The sequence below is a fragment of the Streptomyces sp. NBC_00690 genome (assembly GCF_036226685.1).
Lineage (GTDB): Bacteria > Actinomycetota > Actinomycetes > Streptomycetales > Streptomycetaceae > Streptomyces.
Map to the genome: position 1 here is coordinate 1,132,970 of NZ_CP109009.1, position 21,070 is coordinate 1,154,039.

The window sequence follows — 21,070 nt, forward strand, 5'->3', positions numbered from 1 at the left end:
TACGGCCTGCCCCGGTCCGAACTCATCAACAGAAGGGCACCCACTCGTGCGCACGCTCTACGTCGTCACGCATCCGGAGGCGACGCACCACGTCGAACGGGTCGTCGGCGGGTGGCATGACTCCGACCTCACTCCCGACGGACGGCGCACCGCTGCCGCCGTCGCCCGGGCGCTGCGGTCGACGGTTCCCGAGGAGTCCAAGATCGAACTGATCTCCTCGGACCTCCAGCGGACGGTCCAAACGGCCCAGAAGATCGCCGATGTGTTCGACGTCAAGCCGGTCCTCGATCGCCGTTTGAGGGAGAAGTCGTACGGCGAGGCGGAGGGAAAACCACAGGAATGGCTCGACCAGCGCTTCATCACCCCACCGGCCGTCGGCGATCGGCTGGGGCACGATGAGGGCGTGGCGGGAGCGGAGACCAAGGGGGCCTTCGCGGAGCGTGTCTACGCCGTCATGAACGACATCCTCAAGCACCCCTACGAACACCAGATCGTGGTGACCCATGGGTTCGCTCTGACGTTCATCGTGGCCTGGTGGATCGGGATGCCGATCGAGTCCCTGGGCTATGCGAACTTCCGGGCGCCGTCGGGGAGCATCACCACCCTGCGGGAGGACGACTTCTTCCACAACCGTCAGGTCGTCAGCCTCGGTGACACCCGTCATCTCCCCGAGTGAGACGGATGGGCTCCCGCCCTCCCCGGTGCAAGGGAGTCCAGCAGTCCTCCACCACACGGGCGGTAGGTACGAGCCGTCGTACATAACCGGTCATACGAGGGGTCTGCCATGGGCCGGGTTCGGCATCAGCCTGCATCGGATGGCCAGGTGCAGGCTGTGCCCCCTCAGACTTCCGAGGTGGCCGGTGCGCCTCGTCTGACGGCCGTCGACAGGGCCACCACTCCTGCCAGTGCGACGGCCATCACCAGCGGTACGGCCGCCCACCAGCCGATGAGTTCCTGTGCTGCGCCGAACACGGGCGGTCCCAACAGCGTTCCCAGGCTGCCTACTTGGGTGACCGTGCCCGCCGCCCGGGCGGCCCCTGCAACCCCTGACACCGCGGGGAGTGCGGAGAACACCGCGGCAACGACGATGCCGTTGACGACCATGAGGAGTGCCGCTGCGACGAAGGATGCGGACCAGGCCGGCGCGAGGAAGACCCCGGCGCCCAGAAACGGCATCGACAGCGCCGAGGTGAACAGGGACACCGAGCGGACACCGCGTTGCACCAGATACCCCGCGGCCACGCTGCCCAGGATGCTGGAGGCCGCGACGACCGAGGTGAGAGCGCCGGCCCGGCCTTGTGAAAGCCCCTTCTCGGTGGACAGGAACACGGGGAGCATCGTCACCACCGCCAAGCCGACCATGGTGACAAGGGCGAAGCCGGAGGCCAACAGCCACACGGCCCCTCCGGAACGCCCGGGCGGAGACACCTGAGCCGAATCGTCGTCCGCTGGCGATCCAGCACTCCACGGCGCCACCGTCCAGGGCACCAACAGGCCCAACAGGAGCGAGGCCAGTGCCGGCGCCACGAGCCACACCCGCCAGCCCGCGTCGGAGAGGAGGCCCCCCACCGCGGCGGCGGTGGCAAGCCCGGCCGGAATGCACATCCCCCATAGCGCCAGTGCCCATTTGCGTACGACATGGTCCTTCACCTGGACCAGCAGACTGGGCCCCGCCACCATGACCGCCACATAGCCGACGGCTTCCACCAGACGCAGGGCGTAGAGCTGCCAGGCCACTTCCACGAGCACCGACGTGAACAGCCCGCTCAGTCCGATGGCGACCAGTCCCCAGCCAAGCACCGGCCGGGACCGCTCCGCGCCTGACCACCGCCCCACCGTGGTGGCGGCTGCGGCGGCCACCACGGTGATGCTGGAGGTCAGCCATCCGGCAGCGGTCAACGAGAGGCCGAAGCCGTCGCGCACTTCATCGAGGAAGGGGGAGAACTTCCCCAGCGAGACCGCTGCCAGTACCCCGGCGATCAGGACCACCGATACCGATGTGCGTTCCGACATCCGGAAGCACTCCCTCCCAAATGCCGGCTGCAATTACCAGGAGGCACGACACACAAGGCTTCAGCCTATCGGGCATCGCCATGTCTGACCCGGACTTCGCCGCGAGATACCCCGAACGGCCCACAGCATCTCAGGGAAATCACGGCCGATCACCCGGGGGCAGGAAATCGATCTGATCCGACACGCTCATTCAGGCCAACCCGACGTCAACCGTTCCGGGTCCTTGACGGCAGATAGGCGAAGCAGGAAGCTGACAGTTGAGCCAAATAGTGGATCTTGCAGAAAAAATCTTGCACGGAAGAAGTGGATTCCCTGACCGGAGTTCACTTCTGGCATTCCCTGATGAGGAGGCAAGGTTGCACTATCCGCACGTTCTGGAAGCATTCGCCGATCCGGTGCCAGCTCGCGAGAGGATCATCCGGTCCTTTCACCATCGACTGGAATCCCTACCTGCACGCGGATCGAGCTTCTTCATCCATGTGAGCGAGTTGTGCCCCGTGGCCTGCGAGCACTGCATGTACTCGTCGGACCTGGAGCGGAAGTCCGAGAAGGTGGCCCTCTCCAGAAGTGAACTGGAAGGAGCCATACGCTTCATCTCGGAATCGTCTTCGCAGAAGCTCAACATCACCGGTGGCGGAGAGCCCTTCCTCAAGCTCTCCAGCATATTGAGGCTGCTGGAGACCGTTGACGTCCCCAGGATCGAGATCGTCACCGCCGGCCACTGGGCCACCACCCCCAAGCGCACGGCGCGCATCATGGGTCAGCTGGACGCGGCTAGGGCCCGTAATCCCGTGAACCCGGAACTACTGCTGCGACTGAGCATCGACCGCTACCACCTCAACGCACCCCGCCCCGTCCGGATCGAGCACTATGGAAATGTGCTGCGGTGCTGGTCGGAAACCGCACCCCGGTTCGCCGCCGGATTGCGAAGCATCCAACCGGACATGGGCATCGTGGATCGGATGATCGCCGATGAGCTGGGCGCGGAGCTCCATGAGGTCGACGACTGGAACCGAACCCTCCTACTCCCTTCCGGAGGGTCGGTCCCCATCACCTTCAATGTCTTTCGCCGCAGCGGAAAGGCGCTTCACCTCGCAGAGGATCATCGAGGAGCCAGCAAAACACTCCGGGAGTACTACGGACCGTTCGAGAAGCAGCCCGGCAACCTCTCCCTGGCCACCGCCGTCAACGATGCAATTCGGGGTGACTACACGGCCACTTCGGGGCTCGCTGTCACCCTCAACTCCGATGGCACGTTCTGGATCTTCTGCGGAACCGCACCGGATCGAAAACTGCTGCTGGGTGAGCAGAACTTCGCCGAAGCAGTGGCCTATTTCTTTGAAGATCCGCTCACACATCTCCTCGTGGACGAAGGAATTTGGGCGCTTTCCGATCTCGTGATGGATCTGGATCCCAAAACCCATTCCGCCGCCCTGGACAAGAATGATTCCGCTGCTCTGGTGGACGATCTCCTGGCCCCCGACGACGTACGCCTCGCAGCCACCCTGATCGCCACTCAGGATCTGTTGACCCGCGGGCGTGCGACCGTCGACCCGGAGCATCCATTGGCCGAACTGTTGAGCGATCCGAGCATCGACATGGCGAGAATCTGTCGTGACATCGTCCGGACGGGCGGCGCGGCGCGATGACCCTTCCCACGGAGATCTCCGGCGCCGAGAAGCGCGTCGCCCGACTCCAAGAAGCCACCGACCCCTTCGATGTGCGGCAGGGAATCATCGAGTTGGGCCATGTGTTGGGTCCGCGGACCGCGGACATCGTCCATGGCGAGCTCGGCCCGCTGGACGACGTGCTCTGCGTGGTGGTCCTCAGGGGCGGCGCGCTGATGTATCCCGGATTCGCCGCAGCCTTTCCACACGCCGACTTCTGCATGGTCGGCATGCGGCGGTCGCCCGACGGGAACACCGTCGAGCACGAGTACCTCACCGACATCCCACGGGACTCCTACCAGGCCACGATCTACATCGACTGCATTGCCGCCACCGGTGGCACACTGCTCGCGGTGGGCGAATTGGTGTCCGCCCGGTGCCACACCGGTCCTGAACTGGCCGCGGTGATCAACAGCGCCGCCGTGGCGACGGAGCGACTCCATCTCGCGGGCATCAACCTCCTGGGCTTCAGTCTCTACGAGGAACTGCACGGCCCGGTGGTGACACCCGACATGGGCAGACTTGACGCGGGTGATCTGTTCAGCGGCGGTGCCGGAAGGTCCGGGGCCGACGGGCCGAACAGTGATGGATGAAGCCGACCGACCACTGTTGTTGGCGAACGTCCGACTCCTCGACGGCTCAACGGCCGATGTGCACCTCGGGGCCGGACGCATCCAGGCGGTCACCGCAACCGGGGCACAGGATCCCATCGGTGAAGTGATCGATCTCTCCGGGCACCTCCTGCTGCCCGCTCCCGCCGAACCACACTGTCACTTCGACAAGGTCCTCCTGGGGGGAGTGGACATCGACCGGGGGCCGAGGGGCCTCGATACGGCAGTGACAGCGTGGTACGCGGCCCGGCAGTCGATCTCGCCGACGGATGTACGCGATCGTGCCCTGCGCGCGGCGAAGGAGTTGTTGGCCAGCGGTGCCACGGCGATCCGTTCCCACGTGGACGTGGGAACGGAGACCGGACTCGTCTTCGTCGAGGCTCTCCAGGAGGTGCGTCGACTCCTGCTGGGGCAGTTGGACCTTCAGATCGTCGCCTTCGTGGACTTTCCCCTCCGCGGAGTTGCCGGCGCCGACAACCGTGCACTCCTGGTGGACGCCCTCGCGCAGGGCGCCGACGCGGTGGGTGGCGCTCCCTACCGCGATGAGGATCCGTCCGCGTGTCTCGACATCTTGATGGAGACGGCGTTCGACTGCCGCAAGCCGGTCGATCTCCATATCGACGAGACGCTCGACTCTGATTCCCACACCCTTGGCGCACTCGCCGAGTGGGTGTTGCGAAGCGGATTCCCGTACCGGGTGAGCGCAAGCCACTGTGTGAGCCTGGGCACCCAACGGCCCGATGTCGTGGAGCGTACGGCCGCCCAGGTCGCCCGGGCCGGCATCGCGGTCGTGACCTGCCCTGCGACGAACCTCTATCTCCAGGCCCGGGCACACCCACCACCCGTACCGAGGGGGCTCACCGCGATCGCCCAACTACGCGCTGCCGGGGTCACCGTGGCGGCAGGCGGGGACAATGCACGGGACCCGTTCAACCCTCTGGGCCGATTCGACCCGATGGAAGCCGCGTCGTTGTTGGTGCTCGCGGGGCATCTATCGCCCCGTGCCGCCTATGAGGCGGTGAGTGGCGCGGCGCGCAGGGCCATGGGTCTGGAGAGTGGTGCTGTTGAACCCGGTTCGCCGGCTGAGCTGTTGGCCGTGAGGGCGAGCACGGTGGAAGGAGCTCTGGCGGACGCCCGCGCGGATCGGGCCGTCTTCCACCGGGGTCGACTGGTCTGCCGTACCCGACACGAACGGTACTTCACCACTCCGAACCCGAAGTGGACTCCGTCGACGGACCGTCCGGCCGGGACCTCACACCCACGGTGACCGAGGTACCGGCCGAACGGTGGAAATCTTCAGACACATGCGCCAGTTCGCTCGTGGGGGGGGGAAGCGGCCACACCGTTGTCGGCGGCCGTCTTGGAGTCGAGTCGTCGGGGACGGGACGGGGGCGCTAGCGGGTGGCGGAACTGAGGCTGAGCCAGGCTGCGGCGGCGAGGGCGGAGGCGATGAGGACGTCCACGATGAGTGCCGGGCCGTCCTGGAACTTGGTGGCGGAGGCGATGGCCCAGACGGACAGTGCGATGAGGATGATGCCGAGGGTGGTCAGAAGTGGTCTTCGCATGGGGACCTCTGGCAAGTGGGGGCGGGTGCGTCACCGTAGCGTCCAACTCGGGCCGTGGTGGTGGAATTCGCGGATTCATTGTCACCACGGCTGGTGCGCCCGAAGGTGTGCACGGGTGCATCGCGCGTTGCTCGCGCGGCTGCAAAGGCACGGTGGCGACGCCGCACAGGCCGTGTGAGCAGGAGAAACACGGCGTGCGATGAGTTGGGCGAAGGTATGCCCGGGCACCGATTCACACCGCTGTGTAGTTGGGTCCCTTCAGTGTGTGATGTGCCCGGTACGAAGAATTCTGTTCCCCGGAAAGGCGAATGCGCCGGGACTCTGGTGCGAAGAACCCATCGGGCACATGCTGTAGGTCCAACGTCGCCCAGCGGGAGGCTTCACCGTCCGAGCTGTCCGGCGAAGGGCACGGAGACGGTGCGTCCGTTCTTCGCCGCCCCTTCGGTCGGATGTGTCCACAGCCCTGCTTCGGCGAGCCGGGGCAACACGCCTTCGCCGAACCAGTACGCCTCCTCCACGTGGGGGTGACCGGACATGATGAACTCGTCGATCCCCAGCCGGTGGTACTCCACGATGCGTTCGGCGACCTCGCGGTGGTTCCCCACGAGTGCGGTGCCTGCGCCGCCACGGACCAATCCGATCCCGGCCCAGAGGTTGGGGGAGATCTCCAGCCCGTCCGTGGAGCCACCGTGGAGGGCCAGCATGCGGCGCTGGCCTTCGGACTCGCTGCGGGCCAATCCCTCCTGCACCATGCGAACGGCCTCGGGCGAGAACCCGTCCAGGAGCCGTCGTGTCTCGGCCCACGCCTGGTCGGACGTGTCCCTGGTGATCACATGGAGGCGGATGCCGAAGCGGACGGTACGGCCCTGCTCGGCGGCGAGACCGCGTATCCACGCAATCTTCTCCGCCACCTGGGCCGGTGGTTCACCCCACGTCAGATAGACATCGCTGTGCCGTGCGGCGACTGCGCCCGCCTCGTCGGACGAACCACCGAAGTACACCCGGGGCACGGGATCGGGAAGACGGCCCAGCCGGGCGCCCTCCACCCGGAGGTGCCTGCCGTCCAGGGTCACCGTCTCCCCCCGCCACAGCGCCCGCACGATGTGGAGGAACTCGCCCGTCCGCGCATAGCGCTCGGACTTGTCCAGGAAGTCTCCGTACGCGCGCTGTTCATGGCTTTCGCCTCCCGTCACCACATTGAGCAACAGCCGCCCCGGGGCATGGCGTTGGAAGGTGGTGGCCATCTGCGCCGCGAGCGTGGGTGAGACGAAGCCCGGTCGGAAGGCCACGAGGAACTTCAACCGCTCCGTCTCCCGCGCCAGCATGGCGGTGGTCAGCCAGGCGTCCTCGCACCATGCGCCGGTGGGTGTGAGTGCACCTTCGAAGCCGAGTTGCTCGGCCGCGCGGCTGATCTGGGTGAGGTAGCCGAGGTCGGCGGGGCGCTGTCCACCCGCGGCTCCTGCCGTGCCCGCGGGCACCCCGTGACCGCCGCCGATGACATGGCGGCTGTCCCCGTAGGTGGGCAGGAACCAGTGGAAGGTGAGGTTCACGGGACTCTCCAGAACGTGATGGGGTCAGAGCAGACCGTGCCGGGGAGGCCGGACGCCACTCAACGCATGGCGGCCTATGTGCTGGACCTTCCAGCGCGCCGGGTCGTGCAATGTGTGGGTGCGCGCGTCCCGCCAGTACCGATGCAGATTCAGGGGCGCCAGTGCCGCGCGGGTCCCCGCGACCTCGAAGAGGGCACTGCTCGCCTCAACCGCGGTTCGTGCCGCGTGCACCTTCGCCGCCGCCACCGCGATCGATGCGTGGGCGGCCGTTTCATCCGTCAGTTCGCGGGTGGCCGCGTCCACGGTGTCGGACGCCACGGCGAGGAGTGCATCTGATGCCCGCCGTTGGATGTCGAGTTCACCGAAGCGCTGGATCAGGAGTGGGTCGTCGACGGCCTTCTCGTAGCCCTCCGCGACGCTCTCGAACCAGGGGCGGCTCTTGGCGTGGACGAAGGCCGCGGCTTCGGCGAGCGCTCCGGTCGTGATGCCGGCGTCTATGGCCGCGTGCAGCAGTTGGGCAACGGCCCCGTGCAGTTGCGGGCCTTCGAAGGTGAGGTGATGGGGAACGATCCGCTCGGCGTCGACGACCACGTCCACCAACCGCACGGTGCCACTGGCGGTGGTGCGCTGGCCCATGCCGTCCCAGTCGTCCACGACGGTGACTCCGGGTGCGCCGCTGGGCACGTACGCCACCTGCAGGGCGTCGTTCTCCGCCCGCGCCAGAACCGGGATCCAGTCGGCGAACAACGCGCCCGTGCAGTAGTGCTTCTCGCCGTTCAACAGTTGGGTGCCGTCGGCGCGGGGGGAGAGTCGGGTACGGATGTCCTGGACGTGTCGGGTGTTCCGTTCCGATTGGGCGTTGCCGAACCGTCGTCCGGCGAGCACTTCGCCGAAGAAGAACTTCTGCTGCGCCGCGGTGCCCTGGCGTCGCAGCACGTTGACGTACACGAAGTGGCTCTGGGGGATCTGCGCCAGGCTCGGGTCCGCCGACGCGAGACGGCGGAAGACCTCCGCGAGGGTGCGGGCGCTGACATCGGCTCCGCCGTGCGCGGCAGGCACGGTGATTCCCAGCAGTCCGGACGCTGACAGCCGGTCGACCTCCGCTCGGGGCAGGATGCGATCGGCGTCGCGCGCCGCAGCTTCGGCTCGGAACTCGACGGCCAATCCGGCCGCGACCGCCAGTGCCTCCTGGTCGTCGTCGATCACTCGTATTGCCATCTCAGGCCGCCAGGGGGACGGGTCCGGCGCTCAGCAGTTGCGAGAACCGGTCGACCACTCGTTCCAGGGCGTCGCCCGCCGCGGGGTCCACGGTGATCCCTCCCGCTTCCAACAGGGTGATGTGCCGGTCGAGGACGAACCAGCCCTGGACGACGTGTGCGGCCCCCATCGCCGAGAGCACCGGCCGCAGGGCGTAGTCGATGGCCAGTACATGGGCGATCGAGCCGCCCGTGGCGAGCGGAAGCACGGTCTTCCCTTCGAGTGCGTACTGGGGCAGCAGGTCCAACAGCGCCTTCAGCAGGCCCGAGTACGCGGCCTTGTACACCGGCGTTCCCACGACGACGGCATCGGCCTCCTGGAAGAGCCGTTGGACTTCGACGATTGCAGGGTGGGCGAAGTCGGCCGTGAGGAGTGCGTCGGCGGGCAGGCTCCGCACGTCGAGAGGGTGCACCCGATGGCCCTGGGCGGCGAGCCGTCCGTCGAGGTGGCGCAGCAGTCGGGCGGTGCGGGAGGTGTGGGACGGACTACCGGAGACGGAGAGGATCGTGGCCATGTGGGTCTCACCTCGGGTGGCGGTTCCGTTCCGCCGATGCGGTAGCACCGGCGGAACGGAACGGAACGACGCGGGGACTATGACGGGCGGGGCGGCGTCAGGAGTACCAGGTGGGTTCGGGCAGTTCACCGGTCAGCACATGGCGACCGACCTCGCGCCGCTTGTAGGCCACGGGGTCGTGCAGCGTATGGGTGCGGACGTTGCGCCAGAAGCGGTCGAGACCCTCTCCGCTGGCCGTGGAGCGGGCTCCGGTGACTTCGAAGATCCGGCTGGTGATCTCCAGCGCCACGTCCGTGGAGACGGCCTTCGCGGCGGCCACCCGAACCTCGAACGCGCCGCGGTCGCGCGGGGTGATGGCATCGGGGTCGGCGTGGAGCCGCTCCCCCTCCTCGGCCACCCGATCCGCGAATGCCTCGGCCTGCCAGAGCTTGGCGGTCAGGTCGCCGTAGACGTCGATGACGTACGGCTCGTCCACGGCTTGCTCCTGGCCACCGTGGAGCCAGGGGCGGGTCTTGGTGCGGGTGTAGGTGGCGGCGGTCTCCAGGGCTCCTGCGGCGATGCCGAGGTAGAAGTTGATGAAGACGAGTTGGATGGTAGGAACGTTGAGCGTGTTGTAGACCCGCGGTGTGAACTTCTTGTCGGTGTATCCGGCTGCCGCGGCCCAGGGCACTCGTACGCCGTCGATGGTGACGCTTCCGCTCTCGGTGAGCCGCTGGCCGATGTTGTCCCAGTCGTCGTGGAAGGTGAGACCTTCGCTGTCGGAGGGGACAATGGCGAAGATGTGCTGGTCGGTGCCCTCCAACACCCCTTCAAGTACCGTGACGTCGGAGATCTTGCTGCCGGTCGAGAAGGACTTGCGACCGGTGAAGACGAGGGTGTCGCCGCCCTCCTCCCGTACCACCACGTCGTTGTCGCGCGGGTTGACCGCGCCGCCGAAGAACCAGCGGTGTTCCGCCGCTTGGGCTTCCACTTGCTGCCACTGCTCGGAGGTGCCGACGAGCCGGGCGGCCCAGTTCCACAGGTAGTGGTAGCCGAGCAGTTGACCGATCGAGCCGTCGGCCTTGGACACTTCACGCACCACCCGGTACGCGGTGGTCCAGTTCTGCCCGCCGCCACCGTGGGCCACGGGGCCCAGGAGCGTCACGAGTCCGGAGTCCTTGAGCAGTTGGACTTCGGCGTACGGAGTGTCCCCGGCCTTGTCCCGGGCTGCGGCGTCGACGGCGAGGACCGCGCTCACCTCGGCTGCCCGCGCGATCCAACCGGATGCGTCGGTGGGGACGGGAAGTGCCGTCCAGTCGGTGGATGCGGTGGTGCTCATACGGGGTTCTCCCTGGTCTTGATGTTCTCTCACGAGATCTGACGGAATCTGAGGAAGGCTGACGGAAACTGAGGGCGCTGACGTAGTCGAGCAGGATCAGAAGACGACGGATGGACCGGCGGTCGGGGTCAGGGCCTGGGTCAGGGGCTCACACCGGGGCGGCAGTCGGCACGGTGGCCGCTGCGGTTTCGGTGTGGGGGAGTTGGGCTTCCAGTTCGCGGACGAGGGGGAGCACCCGTTTGCCGAAGTACTCGACCTCCTCCAAGTAGTGCAGGAAGCCCAACAGGAGGAGATCCACACCGATCCTCTTGTACGCCACGATGCGTTCGGCTATCTGCTCGGGCGTACCGATCAGGCCGGTCCTGAAGCCGTCGTTGTACTGGACGAGGTCTTCGAACGACGAGTCCTGCCACATGCCCTTGCCGTCGGCGGCCGACCGTCCGGCCTGCCGGACCGCTGCGCCGAAGCCGTGCACCGCCTCGGTGTCCGCCTTCGCGACGATCTCCCGCAGTACCTCGCGCGCTTCGGCTTCGGTGTCCCGGGCGATGAGGAATCCGTTGAGTCCGAACCGCACCCGGCGGCCGGCGGCGGCTGCCGCTGCGCCGACGTCGGCGAGTTGCTCCGTCACCCCGTCGAAGTCCTTGCCGTTGCTGAAGTACCAATCGGAGACCCGCCCGGCCATGGCGCGGGCCGCGGTCGAGTTGCCCCCTTGGAAGATCTCGGGGTGTGGCCGTTCGGGGGTGTTCAGGGGCTTGGGCTTCAGCGAGAAGTCCCTGATCCGGTAGAAGTCCCCGGCGAGTTCGGTGTGGTCCTCGGTCCAGATGGCGCGGAGGGCGCGGATGAACTCCTCGGACCTGCGGTAGCGCTCGTCGTGCTCCAACCAGGGCTCGCCGAGGGCGGTGAACTCGTCCTTGAACCAGCCGCTGACGACATTGACGGCGAACCGGCCCTGGGAGAGGTGATCGGCGGTGGCCCCGAGTTTCGCCAGCACACCCGGGTGCCAGAGGCCCGGATGGACCGCTGCGATGACCTTGAGCCGCTCGGTTGCGAGCAGCAGGGCCAGGCTGAAGCTGGTGGATTCATGCTGGTACTCGGCCCCGTAGCTCGCCATGTAGCGGACTTGGCTGAGGGCGTAGTCAAAGCCGCTGTTCTCGGCGAGGACCGCCAGTTCCCGGTTGTAGTCGTATCCCCAGTCGGTGCGTTGTTCGATCGTGCTGGTGACCAGGCCACCACTGACGTTGGGCACCCAGTAGGCGAAGCGCAGCGGTTCGGCGGCGGACGGGACGGACATCGGGTCTCCCGGTTTGCGGAATGGGATGGAGTCTGCCGAACCCATGGGCCGTCGATGGAATTCATGAAGAATTCGTTACATCAGGGGCCCTGGGCACAAGGAAAAGGGTGGGGGAATTTGGGGAATGACAGCCCGATGACGGCCGGGGATCCCGATTTCTCCGGGCGATTCAGTCCCTGATGGGACACAGGGCGCTGGAGACACGGACGAGGTCAACGTGACGGCGACGCGTGAGGCCCGCAAGCCTCCGAAGCTCCTTCACCGCCGTGCCACCCGCCTTTCCGCACGCTCGACAGCTCTCTGGCCATGGAGCGTACCGCTGGGACTTCTTGGGGTCGATTCGGCATAATCGAGCCGGTGATAGGGTTTCCCTTTCACCGAAATGGACCCGGCGCGGACATGAGTTCGAAAGGGCCGAAAGGTGATGACACCCCATGCGGATCGAGCAGCTCGAATACATCGCGGCCGTCACCCGATTCGGATCGTTGCGCCGCGCGGCCGAGGCGCTCCATGTGTCCCAACCGGCCTTGAGCGAAACGGTCCGCAATTTGGAACGCGAACTGGGTGTCGACCTGCTCGACCGGCGACGCTCAGGAGCCAGGATCAGCGCCGCGGGACGTGAGCTCCTGCCCCACATCATGGGTGTGCTCGACGCGGTCGACTCCTTGCGCCGAGCTTCCGACGATCAGCACCGCACCACGCGCATGATCCGACTGGGGACGGTCAACGCGGCCACCGTGCCGCTCCTGGTGCCCACCATCCAGGCGTTCCGCAGCAGCCATCCTGAGACTCAGATCGAGGTCACGGGCGGGCAGCAGGTGGACATCCACCGGGAACTCGCGGAGGGCGGCCTCGACCTCGGGCTCGTCAACTACCTCCAGGGCGACGACAAACCCCCCGGTCTCCAGACCACCGAACTGCTGCGTGGACGCCCCGTGGTCTGCATGCGCTCCGACAGCCGGCTCGCGGCGCTGCGCTCGGTCTCCGTCAACGACCTGCTGCGGGAACCGCTCATCGTGATGCGTTCCGGCTATGTGATGCACCGGTATGTCCATCGACTTCTGGAAGGGCGCAATCCAGCGTTCTCGTACTCCACGGACGGTGCGGAAATGGGCAAGCTCATGGTCGCCGAGGGCCTGGGCGCCACGGTGCTGCCCGATTTCAGTGTCAGTGGTGACCCGCTGGAGCGCTCAGGGATCATCACTCAGCGCCCCATCGCCGGGGATGTGCCGGCGGTCCTGATGGTGATCCAACGCCCGCTGTCCGCCACCACCACGAGGGCCGCTCGGGATCTGCATGCGATGTTCGTGCGGAGCGCGGCGGACTACACGGCGCACGAGGCACTCGGTGGGCGTCGATCCGGTGGGGCGCCCGCTCCCAGCGGCGGCACTGTTGCGATCATCTGAGGGCTGTCCCGAATCCGCGGTGGATCAGCACCCGCGGGGATGCCGGGACAAGCCCTTAGACTCGCCGAATGGCTAAGTACTTCGATGTGCACCCCGAAAACCCTCAACGGCGCACGATCATCAGTGTGGCCGACAGCATCCGGGCCGGCGCGCTCATCGCGTACCCCACGGACTCGTGCTACGCGCTCGGTAGCCAGTTGGGCAGCCGTGACGGAATCAGCCGCATCCGGTCGATCCGCCGCCTCGACGACCGCCACCACTTCACCTTGGTCTGCCAGAACTTCGCCCAACTCGGTCAGTTCGTCCAGATCGACAATGACGTGTTCCGTTCGATCAAGGCGGCGACTCCCGGTCGGTACACCTTCATCCTCCCTGCGACGAAGGAGGTACCGCGCCAACTGCTGCACCCCAAGAAGAAGACGGTCGGAGTCCGCATTCCCGATCATGTCGTCGCTCAGGCCCTCCTCGCCGAACTCGGTGAGCCCCTGCTCTCCAGCACGCTGCTGCTGCCCGACGAGGACGAGCCGCTGACCCAGGGCTGGGAGATCAAGGAGCGCCTCGACCACGTCGTCGATGCGGTGGTCGACTCGGGCGACTGCGGCACCGAGCCCACCACGGTGATCGACTTCTCCGGTGGCGAGCCGGAGATCGTACGTCGGGGAGCGGGCGACCCCTCGCGGTTCGAGTAGACGTGACGGCCGTCCCGCTGGCCCTGCTCCCCCTCAGATCAGCGGGGGCGGGCGGCAGCGGGCGGGAACCATCTCCAGAGGAAGGGCAGCCGATGGTCCAGGACGACTCCGTGTTGCTGCGCACCGAGGGGCGGGCGGCGTACATCCTGCTCAACCGGCCCAGGGCCCTGAATGCCCTCACCCACGGCATGGTGCGCACCATCGCTGCCGCCCTCGACCGCTGGGAGGGCGATGGGGCGATCGCCACGGTCGTGATCGCCGGTGCGGGCGATCGCGGACTCTGTGCGGGCGGTGACATCCGGGCGATCCATGCCGACGCGGTCGCCGGCGGACGGGCGTCGGCCGACTTCTGGCGCGACGAGTATCGGCTCAACGCCCGGATCTCCCGCTACCCCAAGCCCTATGTGGCGCTGATGGACGGGCTGGTGATGGGGGGCGGAGTCGGTGTGTCCGCCCATGGTGACGTGCGTGTCGTCACCGAGAAGTCGACGGTGGCGATGCCCGAGACCGGTATTGGTTTCGTTCCGGACGTGGGCGGTACGCACCTCCTGGCCCGGGCGCCCGGTGAACTGGGCACCCATCTGGCCCTCACGGGCCGCCCGGTCGGTGCGGCCGATGCGCTGCTCTGCAGGCTCGCCGACCACTACGTACCGTCGGATCGGCTGCCGCAGCTCTCGGCCGAACTCGCCACCGCTGATGTGGCGGAGGTCCTGCCCCGCCATGCGCAGGCCGCTCCCGGGGGTGAACTGGCGGAGCATCGGGAGTGGATCGACGCCTGCTACGCGCACGACACGGTCGACGGCATCGTGACCCGACTGCTCGATCACGGCGATCCGGCCGCGAAGGGCGCCGCCGATGTGCTGCTCACCCGGTCGCCCACAGCGCTGAAGGTGACACTGGCCGCGCTGCGACGCGCCCGCGGCCTGAGCACTCTGGAGGCCGTGTTGGACCAGGAGTACCGGGTCTCCTGCGCGGCGCACTCATCGCCCGATCTCATCGAGGGCGTGAGGGCCCAGATCATCGACAAGGACCGCACACCGCGCTGGCTGCCGCCCTCGCTCGACGGTGTGACGGATGCGGACGTCGAACGCTTCTTCGCCCCGCTCGGAGAAGGGGAGTTGGGGCTGTCACCGGCCTGAGCGGAACGGGCTGCCGGGCGTCGGCGCTCCCGCGGCGGTCGTTGGGCACCGCACGGGAGCAGGATGGGCCGGCTCGAACCGCGTGGCCCTCAGTACAGCGGGCGCAGCAACAGGAGCGTGGTGTCGTCCGCGCGTTCACCGGTGCTGCCCACCGGTCCCGTCAGGTCGCGGGCGAGGGTTTCGAGGGAGTCGCCACCGCCGCGGCTGAGCCGTTCCGCGAGTGCGGCGAGTGCGGTGTCGACGTCGATTCCGGGGAGTTCGACGAGCCCATCGGTGTAGAGCGCCAGGACCGATCCCGGGTACAGGGGGATCGTGGTGACGGGATAGGTGCCGGCCGGGTCGACGCCGAGGAGCGGACCGCCCGCGAGTTCCAGCAGTCGGACCCGGCCGTCCGGCTCGCGGAGCAGGGGTGGCGGATGACCGGCCCGGGCGATGTGGGCGCGCTGCTCCTCAAGCTCCAGATGTACGTAGATACAGCTGGCGAGCAGGTCCCCTTCCAGTTCGATCAGTAGCCGGTTGGTGGACTCCAGTACCTTTCCCGGCGGTTGGCCGACCGCGGTGTAGGCGCGCACCGCCGTGCGCACCTGCCCCATCAGACCGGCCGCCGTCACATCGTGTCCCTGCACATCACCGATGACCGCCGCTGCCTTGCCGTCGGTGGGGACGAGGTCGAAGAAGTCGCCGCCGATGTCCATGCCCTGGGTGATCGGAAGATAGCGGGAGGCGGCTTCCAGGCCGTCCAGGGCGGGCAGGGAACACGGCAGCAGGGCGGCTTGGAGGCCGTGGGCGAGCCGGTGTTTGGCGTCGTACAGCATCGCGCGCTCCAGGGCTTGGGCGATGAGCCCGCCCAGACTGGTCAGGACCGCGCGTTCGTGTGGGGAGAAGCGGTGCTCCTCCGCATATCCGAGGACGCAGGTGCCCACCGGGCGCCCGGAGGCGATGAGGGGAAGGTAGGCCCAGGCGGACATGCCGTCGGGGGTGGCGTGGCGCGCGGGATAGGCGCGTTCCAGTTCTGCCCGGGAGGCGAAGAAGGAGGGTATGCCGGTGGCGAGGGTCTGGGTTCCCGGTATCCGCGCGGTCAGGGGGGTGCCGTTGAACCGGTCCACGAGGTGGCGGTCCTGGTAGCCGCGCTGTCCCAATACCCGCAAGCGGCCGTTCTCGGCCGCCAACATTGCGAGGGCACTGCTGCCGACCGCGGGCATGATCTCATCGGCCACCAGTTCGATGACTTCCTCGACACCCACCGCTTCGGTCAGGGCGCTCGCCAGGCTGAGGATGTGGGAGATGGTGACCAGGCGCACCGACGGGGCGGCGGAGTCGGCCGCCGCCACGGTCCGAACGGGTTCGCGGGTCGCGGGGGTGATGCGCAGGGTGATGCCGCCACGGCCCGGATAGAGCCGGAAGGCCAGCCAGGTACGCGGCGGACGAAGCGCGGTGAGGGAGGTCTCTCGCTGGCTCAGCATCGCCGCCCGGTAGCGGTCTTCGAAGAGGGGGTCGTCGACCCAGGGCAGGGCGCCCCACAGATGCTGGCCGACCAAGCCGGAGGCGGGTGTGCCGAGGAGATCGGCGGCGGCGGGGTTGGCGTAGGTGATGCGGCCGTGCACGTCGAGGGAGCAGATGCCGTCGGGCAGTCTGGCGAGCGTACGGATGGCTTCGACCTGTGGAGCGGAGACGGCCGCAGTGTCGGTTTCCGGCAGGAATGCCTCGGGAAGGATGGGGCTGCCCTGCTCGGCGGCTCGTTGCAGATTGAGGGCCAGCAGGTCGCAGGCGGCGACGAGCTTCTCACGCTCCGCCGGTGCGAGTTCGCGGGCGTGGGACATGGGCCAGGTGAGGTAGACCGCGCCGTAGATGGTGCCGGCGACGGCGATGGGGAGGGCTGCCAAACAGTACGGATAGGGCAGTACGAGGGCGATCCGCGGATAGCGGCGGGCCATCTCCTCCTCCCCCGAGACCCACACCAACTGCTGCTCACGCACGGCGACGGCCACCGGAACGGGTGAGGAGAGGGGGATGCGCTCCCAGGGGGCGGAGAAGTCGCGCGGCAGCCCCTCCTTCGCCACCATCTCCAGGATCTGTCCGCTCGACGAGAGCAGGTAGAGACCCCCGGACTGGGCGCGTACGTCGTCCAGGATCCCGGTGAGGGCCAGCGACAGCAACGGTGGGAAGCCCTCGTCACCCTGGCCGGAGGGCATCGCCGCGGAGGCACTCGGCCCTGCCACAGGGCACCACCTCCTTCGTAGCGCTCATGACCAAGGCTGCCCGCTACGAGGGCTTCCCGCACGGTGAGAGAAGCTCCGGAACGCCCCCAGCACCGGGGGCGTCACCGCTGGCCCGGCCGCTCTCGGTCGGGACGGTCCTGCGCCGACGGCGTCGGGCGTACGGGTGCAGGGACCGGGCGTCCCGTCCTATCTGCCGACCGAGGTGCCTGAGGTGTCGACCCTGATCCGAACACGTTCCGTGACGGTATTCACCGTCACCGCCAAGGTCAGACTGCCCGGCCGTAGAGCGGCGATCCTTCCGGTCACGGGATCGAAGGACGCCAGGTGGTGACCGCGGGCCCGGCTTGCGGCCCCGATGTGGAGTTCCGGTGAGCCGCTCCAGTCCGCGCTCATCGGAAAGCCCACGGGTACCCGGCGCGGTCCTTGTGTCACCGTGGCGCGGACCTCGCCGCTCTCGCCGGGCACCAGGGTCGCGGGCGCTGCGACGGCGAGGGAGTCGAGGTGGGCACGGGTCTGGACCGAGATCCAGTCGGCTCCGCCGAGCCAGGGTCGTCGCACCGCGGCGATGCGGTCCCGGATGCCCACCCGGTCCACGCCGATGAGCGACCAGCCGGTGAATCCGCCCGCGTCGACCGGACCGGCGGGTGACTTGCCGGAGTTCCCGTTGATGAGATGGGGCACCGCGTCGATCCGATCCGCGTGGAAGACGCCCACGTGTCCACCGATCAGCACGGCGCCCTTACCGGTCGTACGCCGGAACTCGGCCAGCCAGCGTTCGAGGAGTGCTGCCTCCTTGCGGTCGCCGAGTTGGCTGCCCCGCTGGGGTGTGGGGTCGCGGGGCGGCACATGTTGGACGATGACCAGCGATCCGATGTGGGAACTGCGGGCCGCCGCGTCCAGTTGTTCTCGCACCATCGAGATCTGCGGGAAGCCGCCGCCGCGCAGCGAGAGACGGGAGGTGTCCAGGGTCAGGAAGCGGGTGCCGCGGTGGTCGAAGGTGCGGTGGGCGGGTCCGAAGGCGGCGATGAAGTCGTCGATCCGGCCTCCCATGACCTCGTGGTTGCCGGGCACGTAGTACCAGGGCACATCATCGCCGAGCTCGTCGGTCAGGACGCTCCGGGCGAAGGCGAGGTCCGCCGGTGAACCCTCGTCGACCAGGTCCCCGTTGATGATCAGAAAGTCGGGTCGTGCCGCCTTGATCTCCCGCAGGGTGCGCCTCGCCTGCCGCACGATGGGGCCGGTGGGCTCACGGGCGACGAACTGGGCATCGGACATCACGGCGAACCGCCACTCCCTGCGCCGGGTGAGCGCCGCCGTGTCAATCAGCGGGTCCGCGGTCGACTCCATTGGTGGCAGGGCGACTTCGGGCGGCACCTGTGCGCTGAGTCCGTCGATGACGATCCGTCCCCGGTACTGGCGTGCCGCCGCGGTCTCGGCGAGGTAGAAGCGATGGACCGTCAGTGGGTGAGCGACGCCCTGCGGGACGGAGAAGGTCAGATGCCGCCAACCGGTCCAGGTCACCAAGGGCCCGCGCAGCAGTTGATGGGAGCCCGCCGCATCCCTGAGGTGCAGGGTCGGCCACGCCCCTTGGCCGTCGCCGTTGACCCAGAGGCCGAAGGACTGCGGCTGACCGGGTACGTCGATCGGGCGCGGGGGTGCCGCATAGACGGCCCGGGTCGCCGTGGATCGTGTGAAGTCGTAGTCCAGTCCGAGCCCGGTGCCCTGGTGGCCGTCGGGCACGGCGGACAGGGCACCGGCCGCCCGTGCGTGGCTGAAGGTCCAGCGCTCCGCATCGTCGAAATCGGCGACCGGGTGGGTGGTGAGGCCGACGCTGACGGCGATGGAGGTGGTGGTGTCACGGACCGTCGCGGTGATTCGGCCCGCCCCGCTGCCGGTCAGTGAGGCCACCGTGAAGGAACCTTCGGAGTTCGGACGCACGGTGAATCGGGACCGGTCGTAGTCGAGGCGCACATCGCTGGGTTCGACGGGCGCGCTGGTGCCGGAGGCATCGAAGCCGACGAGGCCGAAACTCCCGGTGGTCCGTCCGTCGGCGAGGGAGACCCGATGGATGGTGGGTTCGATCCGGGCGAGTGGACCGAGGACGGTGAGGGGCAGGGAGCCGTGGACACCGGCGCGCTCGGCCCGCACGACCGCGGTACCACTGGTGCGGGCGTGGAACGCTCCTCCCGCATCGACCCGTCCGACGGTGGGCCGCAACGAGTGCCAACGGGGTGTGCCGGCAGCCGGGCCGTACGTCTCGTCGTACCCCACTGCGTCGAGTTGTCGGGTCAGTCCGGGGAAGACGCGGTCGGGGTGGCCCCCGGCGATGGGGTCCGCAGTGGGTGCCGAGGCTGCGGGGGTGCGGGTGTGGAGGCGGAACCCTCGCAACGACCCGCTGCCGTCGGGCACGGTGAGGGCGATTCCATTGGGGACGGTGCGTTCGCTGCCGTCCGACGGGCTGTTCTCCACCTGGAGGATGTCCTCGCCCGCGGGGCGGGCGAGGAGGGTCGACGAACCGCCGCCGTCGAGGTTGAGCGCCTGATGCGCACCCGCGCGCCGCAGCATCCGGCCGAGTTCAGTGAGGGTGACTCCTGCACTGTCGGCCTGTCTCCCGTCGACGGTGACGATGTGCAGCGTACGACCGTCCCGGGAGAAGCCGACCGCGGTACGAGGGGCCGGTGCGTTGTTGGGCCGCCCTTCATGGCTCCGCGGCACACCGTCGACGACGAGCAGCTCACGGCCTCCCACCGCGGTACGGGGAACCGGTCCGGCATCGGTACGCGGTCGGAACTCCCAGGACACGGGGTCGCCCGGGCGGAGAGCGGCCAGCTTGCGGGCACCGGCGTCCCGACCGACCAGGGCGGTGGTGTCCGGGGGGAGGTGCCCGCTTCCCGGTCGGGAGGTGACCGAGACGACCCGGCCCGCCGACACGAGTGCTTCGGCGGTGGTGGCAGCGGTGTTCACGGTGAGGGCACGGTCCGCTGCACCCCAGGCGCTGGTGTAGGCGCCGATGCCGTCCGTGGGTACGTCGGCCGCGTTGTAGGCGTGGAGCGGGTGGGGACCGGACGGCAGTGTCAGGGCGCCGGAGAAGTAGAGCTGGAGGATGCGCCCCGCTCCCCCGGGCCCGATACCGACGGCCCGATGCGCACCGGGTGCGGGTGAGTGGGTGATGCGGCCGTTGCGGATGCCCGGCCCCAGCGGAGCCCCGGTCTGGGTGATGTCGAAGAAGTCCGCATTGACGGCGGCAACGGTTCGACGGCCGGGGCCGGGATCGTGGCGTGCGGCAAGCCCGGAGAGCGTGTCGCGCTCGGAGACCTTGTCGGCGGAGAGGTAGTCCGCCGTGATGTCGCCGGTGAGGTCGACGGCGAGCGCGTCCACCCGGAGCCATCCGTCGGGTTCGAACCGGTCGTACGAGGTGAGCCGGATACCGGGGGCGACGGGGCGCGAGGTGCGGGCGGTCTCGATGCCGCTCGGGTCACTCACCGCGTGGGAGGGCCCTGCGGGGGTACTGGCAGCCGGGGGCGCAATGGGCCGTTGGACTTCGGCGGACCGTTGCGGATGCGGGTCGACGCCGGAATCCGCTGTGGAGGCGGGCATGGAGACCGCCGTCAGGGCGGTGAGAGTGGCGAGGAGTGCGGCTGCCCGCGGACTTCTACGACCTGGGCGCATAACCACTCCTGGGTACGGTCCGTTCGAGGTCATGGACTTGGGTGCCGAGGGCGGCGCGGCAACAATTCGGGGAGCTGTACCGGCACCTGGGGCTGGTCGCCCTGGGGACTGACGTACCCCCCGTAGCCCGGCGAAACGTCGTCGCGGCTGACCTCGTCAAGG

Annotated in this window: 17 protein-coding genes; 7 read left to right on the top strand and 10 right to left on the bottom strand. The window is 68.2% G+C overall.

Features of this window, described 5'->3' with window-relative positions; all coding sequences use genetic code 11:
• The first annotated feature begins 46 nt into the window (after positions 1-46).
• Entirely contained in the window at positions 47-676 is a 630-nt protein-coding gene (locus tag OID54_RS04950; RefSeq protein ID WP_329014475.1) for a histidine phosphatase family protein, read from the top strand.
• Positions 677-840: 164 nt separating this feature from the next.
• Here the strand turns inward: OID54_RS04950 and OID54_RS04955 are convergent, their stop codons facing one another.
• Positions 841-2,013, bottom strand: a complete 1,173-nt coding sequence (locus OID54_RS04955; protein ID WP_329014477.1) for an MFS transporter — start codon at positions 2,011-2,013, stop codon at positions 841-843.
• Between the two features lie 356 nt (positions 2,014-2,369).
• On the opposite strand from OID54_RS04955, the gene OID54_RS04960 reads away from it, so the two are divergent.
• From OID54_RS04960 to OID54_RS04970, 3 genes are read left to right on the top strand one after another with little or no spacing between them, the layout of a single operon-like run.
• Positions 2,370-3,662, top strand: coding sequence for a 4Fe-4S cluster-binding domain-containing protein (locus OID54_RS04960; RefSeq protein ID WP_329014480.1), 1,293 nt, complete (start codon positions 2,370-2,372; stop codon positions 3,660-3,662).
• Positions 3,659-4,273 carry a uracil phosphoribosyltransferase gene (locus tag OID54_RS04965; RefSeq protein ID WP_329014483.1) on the top strand — a complete coding sequence of 205 codons (615 nt, stop codon included), beginning with the start codon at positions 3,659-3,661 and terminating at the stop codon, positions 4,271-4,273. Before OID54_RS04960 ends, OID54_RS04965 begins: the two co-directional genes overlap by 4 nt.
• Positions 4,266-5,558 carry an amidohydrolase family protein gene (locus tag OID54_RS04970; RefSeq protein ID WP_329014486.1) on the top strand — a complete coding sequence of 431 codons (1,293 nt, stop codon included), beginning with the start codon at positions 4,266-4,268 and terminating at the stop codon, positions 5,556-5,558. The genes OID54_RS04965 and OID54_RS04970 overlap by 8 nt, the downstream gene beginning before the upstream one ends.
• 127 nt (positions 5,559-5,685) lie before the next feature.
• Here OID54_RS04970 and OID54_RS04975 read toward each other — a convergent pair whose 3' ends face one another.
• The 7 genes from OID54_RS04975 to OID54_RS39155 all read right to left on the bottom strand — a co-directional run bounded on the left by OID54_RS04975 (position 5,686) and on the right by OID54_RS39155 (position 12,246).
• Complete coding sequence (locus OID54_RS04975) at positions 5,686-5,856, bottom strand: hypothetical protein (RefSeq protein WP_329014488.1); 171 nt, start codon at positions 5,854-5,856, stop codon at positions 5,686-5,688.
• A gap of 380 nt (positions 5,857-6,236) precedes the next feature.
• On the bottom strand, positions 6,237-7,406 hold the full coding sequence (locus OID54_RS04980; protein WP_329014491.1) for an LLM class flavin-dependent oxidoreductase: 1,170 nt from the start codon (positions 7,404-7,406) through the stop codon (positions 6,237-6,239).
• 24 nt (positions 7,407-7,430) lie between these two features.
• Entirely contained in the window at positions 7,431-8,624 is a 1,194-nt protein-coding gene (locus tag OID54_RS04985) for an SfnB family sulfur acquisition oxidoreductase (RefSeq protein ID WP_329014494.1), read from the bottom strand.
• A gap of 1 nt (position 8,625) precedes the next feature.
• Positions 8,626-9,177: an NADPH-dependent FMN reductase gene (gene ssuE / locus OID54_RS04990; protein WP_329014497.1), complete on the bottom strand. Its 552-nt coding sequence runs from the start codon at positions 9,175-9,177 to the stop codon at positions 8,626-8,628.
• A 97-nt stretch (positions 9,178-9,274) separates the two neighbouring features.
• Entirely contained in the window at positions 9,275-10,495 is a 1,221-nt protein-coding gene (locus OID54_RS04995; protein WP_329014501.1) for an acyl-CoA dehydrogenase family protein, read from the bottom strand.
• Between the two features lie 148 nt (positions 10,496-10,643).
• Positions 10,644-11,786, bottom strand: coding sequence for a dimethylsulfone monooxygenase SfnG (gene sfnG, locus OID54_RS05000; RefSeq protein WP_329014504.1), 1,143 nt, complete (start codon positions 11,784-11,786; stop codon positions 10,644-10,646).
• 169 nt (positions 11,787-11,955) lie between these two features.
• Complete coding sequence (locus tag OID54_RS39155) at positions 11,956-12,246, bottom strand: putative leader peptide (protein WP_443055755.1); 291 nt, start codon at positions 12,244-12,246, stop codon at positions 11,956-11,958.
• Here OID54_RS39155 and OID54_RS05005 point away from each other — a divergent pair.
• The 3 genes from OID54_RS05005 (at position 12,221) to OID54_RS05015 (ending at position 15,020) form a co-directional block, all read left to right on the top strand.
• A complete protein-coding gene (locus OID54_RS05005; RefSeq protein WP_329014507.1) occupies positions 12,221-13,192 on the top strand; it encodes a LysR family transcriptional regulator in 972 nt (323 codons plus the stop codon). The two genes, OID54_RS39155 and OID54_RS05005, sit on opposite strands and share 26 nt — an antisense overlap.
• Before the next feature lie 68 nt (positions 13,193-13,260).
• Entirely contained in the window at positions 13,261-13,881 is a 621-nt protein-coding gene (locus OID54_RS05010) for an L-threonylcarbamoyladenylate synthase (protein WP_329014510.1), read from the top strand.
• Positions 13,882-13,973: 92 nt separating this feature from the next.
• A complete protein-coding gene (locus tag OID54_RS05015; protein WP_329014513.1) occupies positions 13,974-15,020 on the top strand; it encodes an enoyl-CoA hydratase/isomerase family protein in 1,047 nt (348 codons plus the stop codon).
• An 89-nt stretch (positions 15,021-15,109) separates the two neighbouring features.
• Here the strand turns inward: OID54_RS05015 and OID54_RS05020 are convergent, their stop codons facing one another.
• Together OID54_RS05020 and OID54_RS05025 are read right to left on the bottom strand one after the other, a co-directional pair.
• Positions 15,110-17,212 (bottom strand): SpoIIE family protein phosphatase, encoded by a 2,103-nt coding sequence (locus OID54_RS05020; RefSeq protein WP_329027264.1) that lies wholly within the window; start codon positions 17,210-17,212, stop codon positions 15,110-15,112.
• Between the two features lie 213 nt (positions 17,213-17,425).
• Entirely contained in the window at positions 17,426-20,908 is a 3,483-nt protein-coding gene (locus tag OID54_RS05025) for a phosphodiester glycosidase family protein (RefSeq protein WP_443055521.1), read from the bottom strand.
• Between the last annotated feature and the right edge of the window lie 162 nt (positions 20,909-21,070).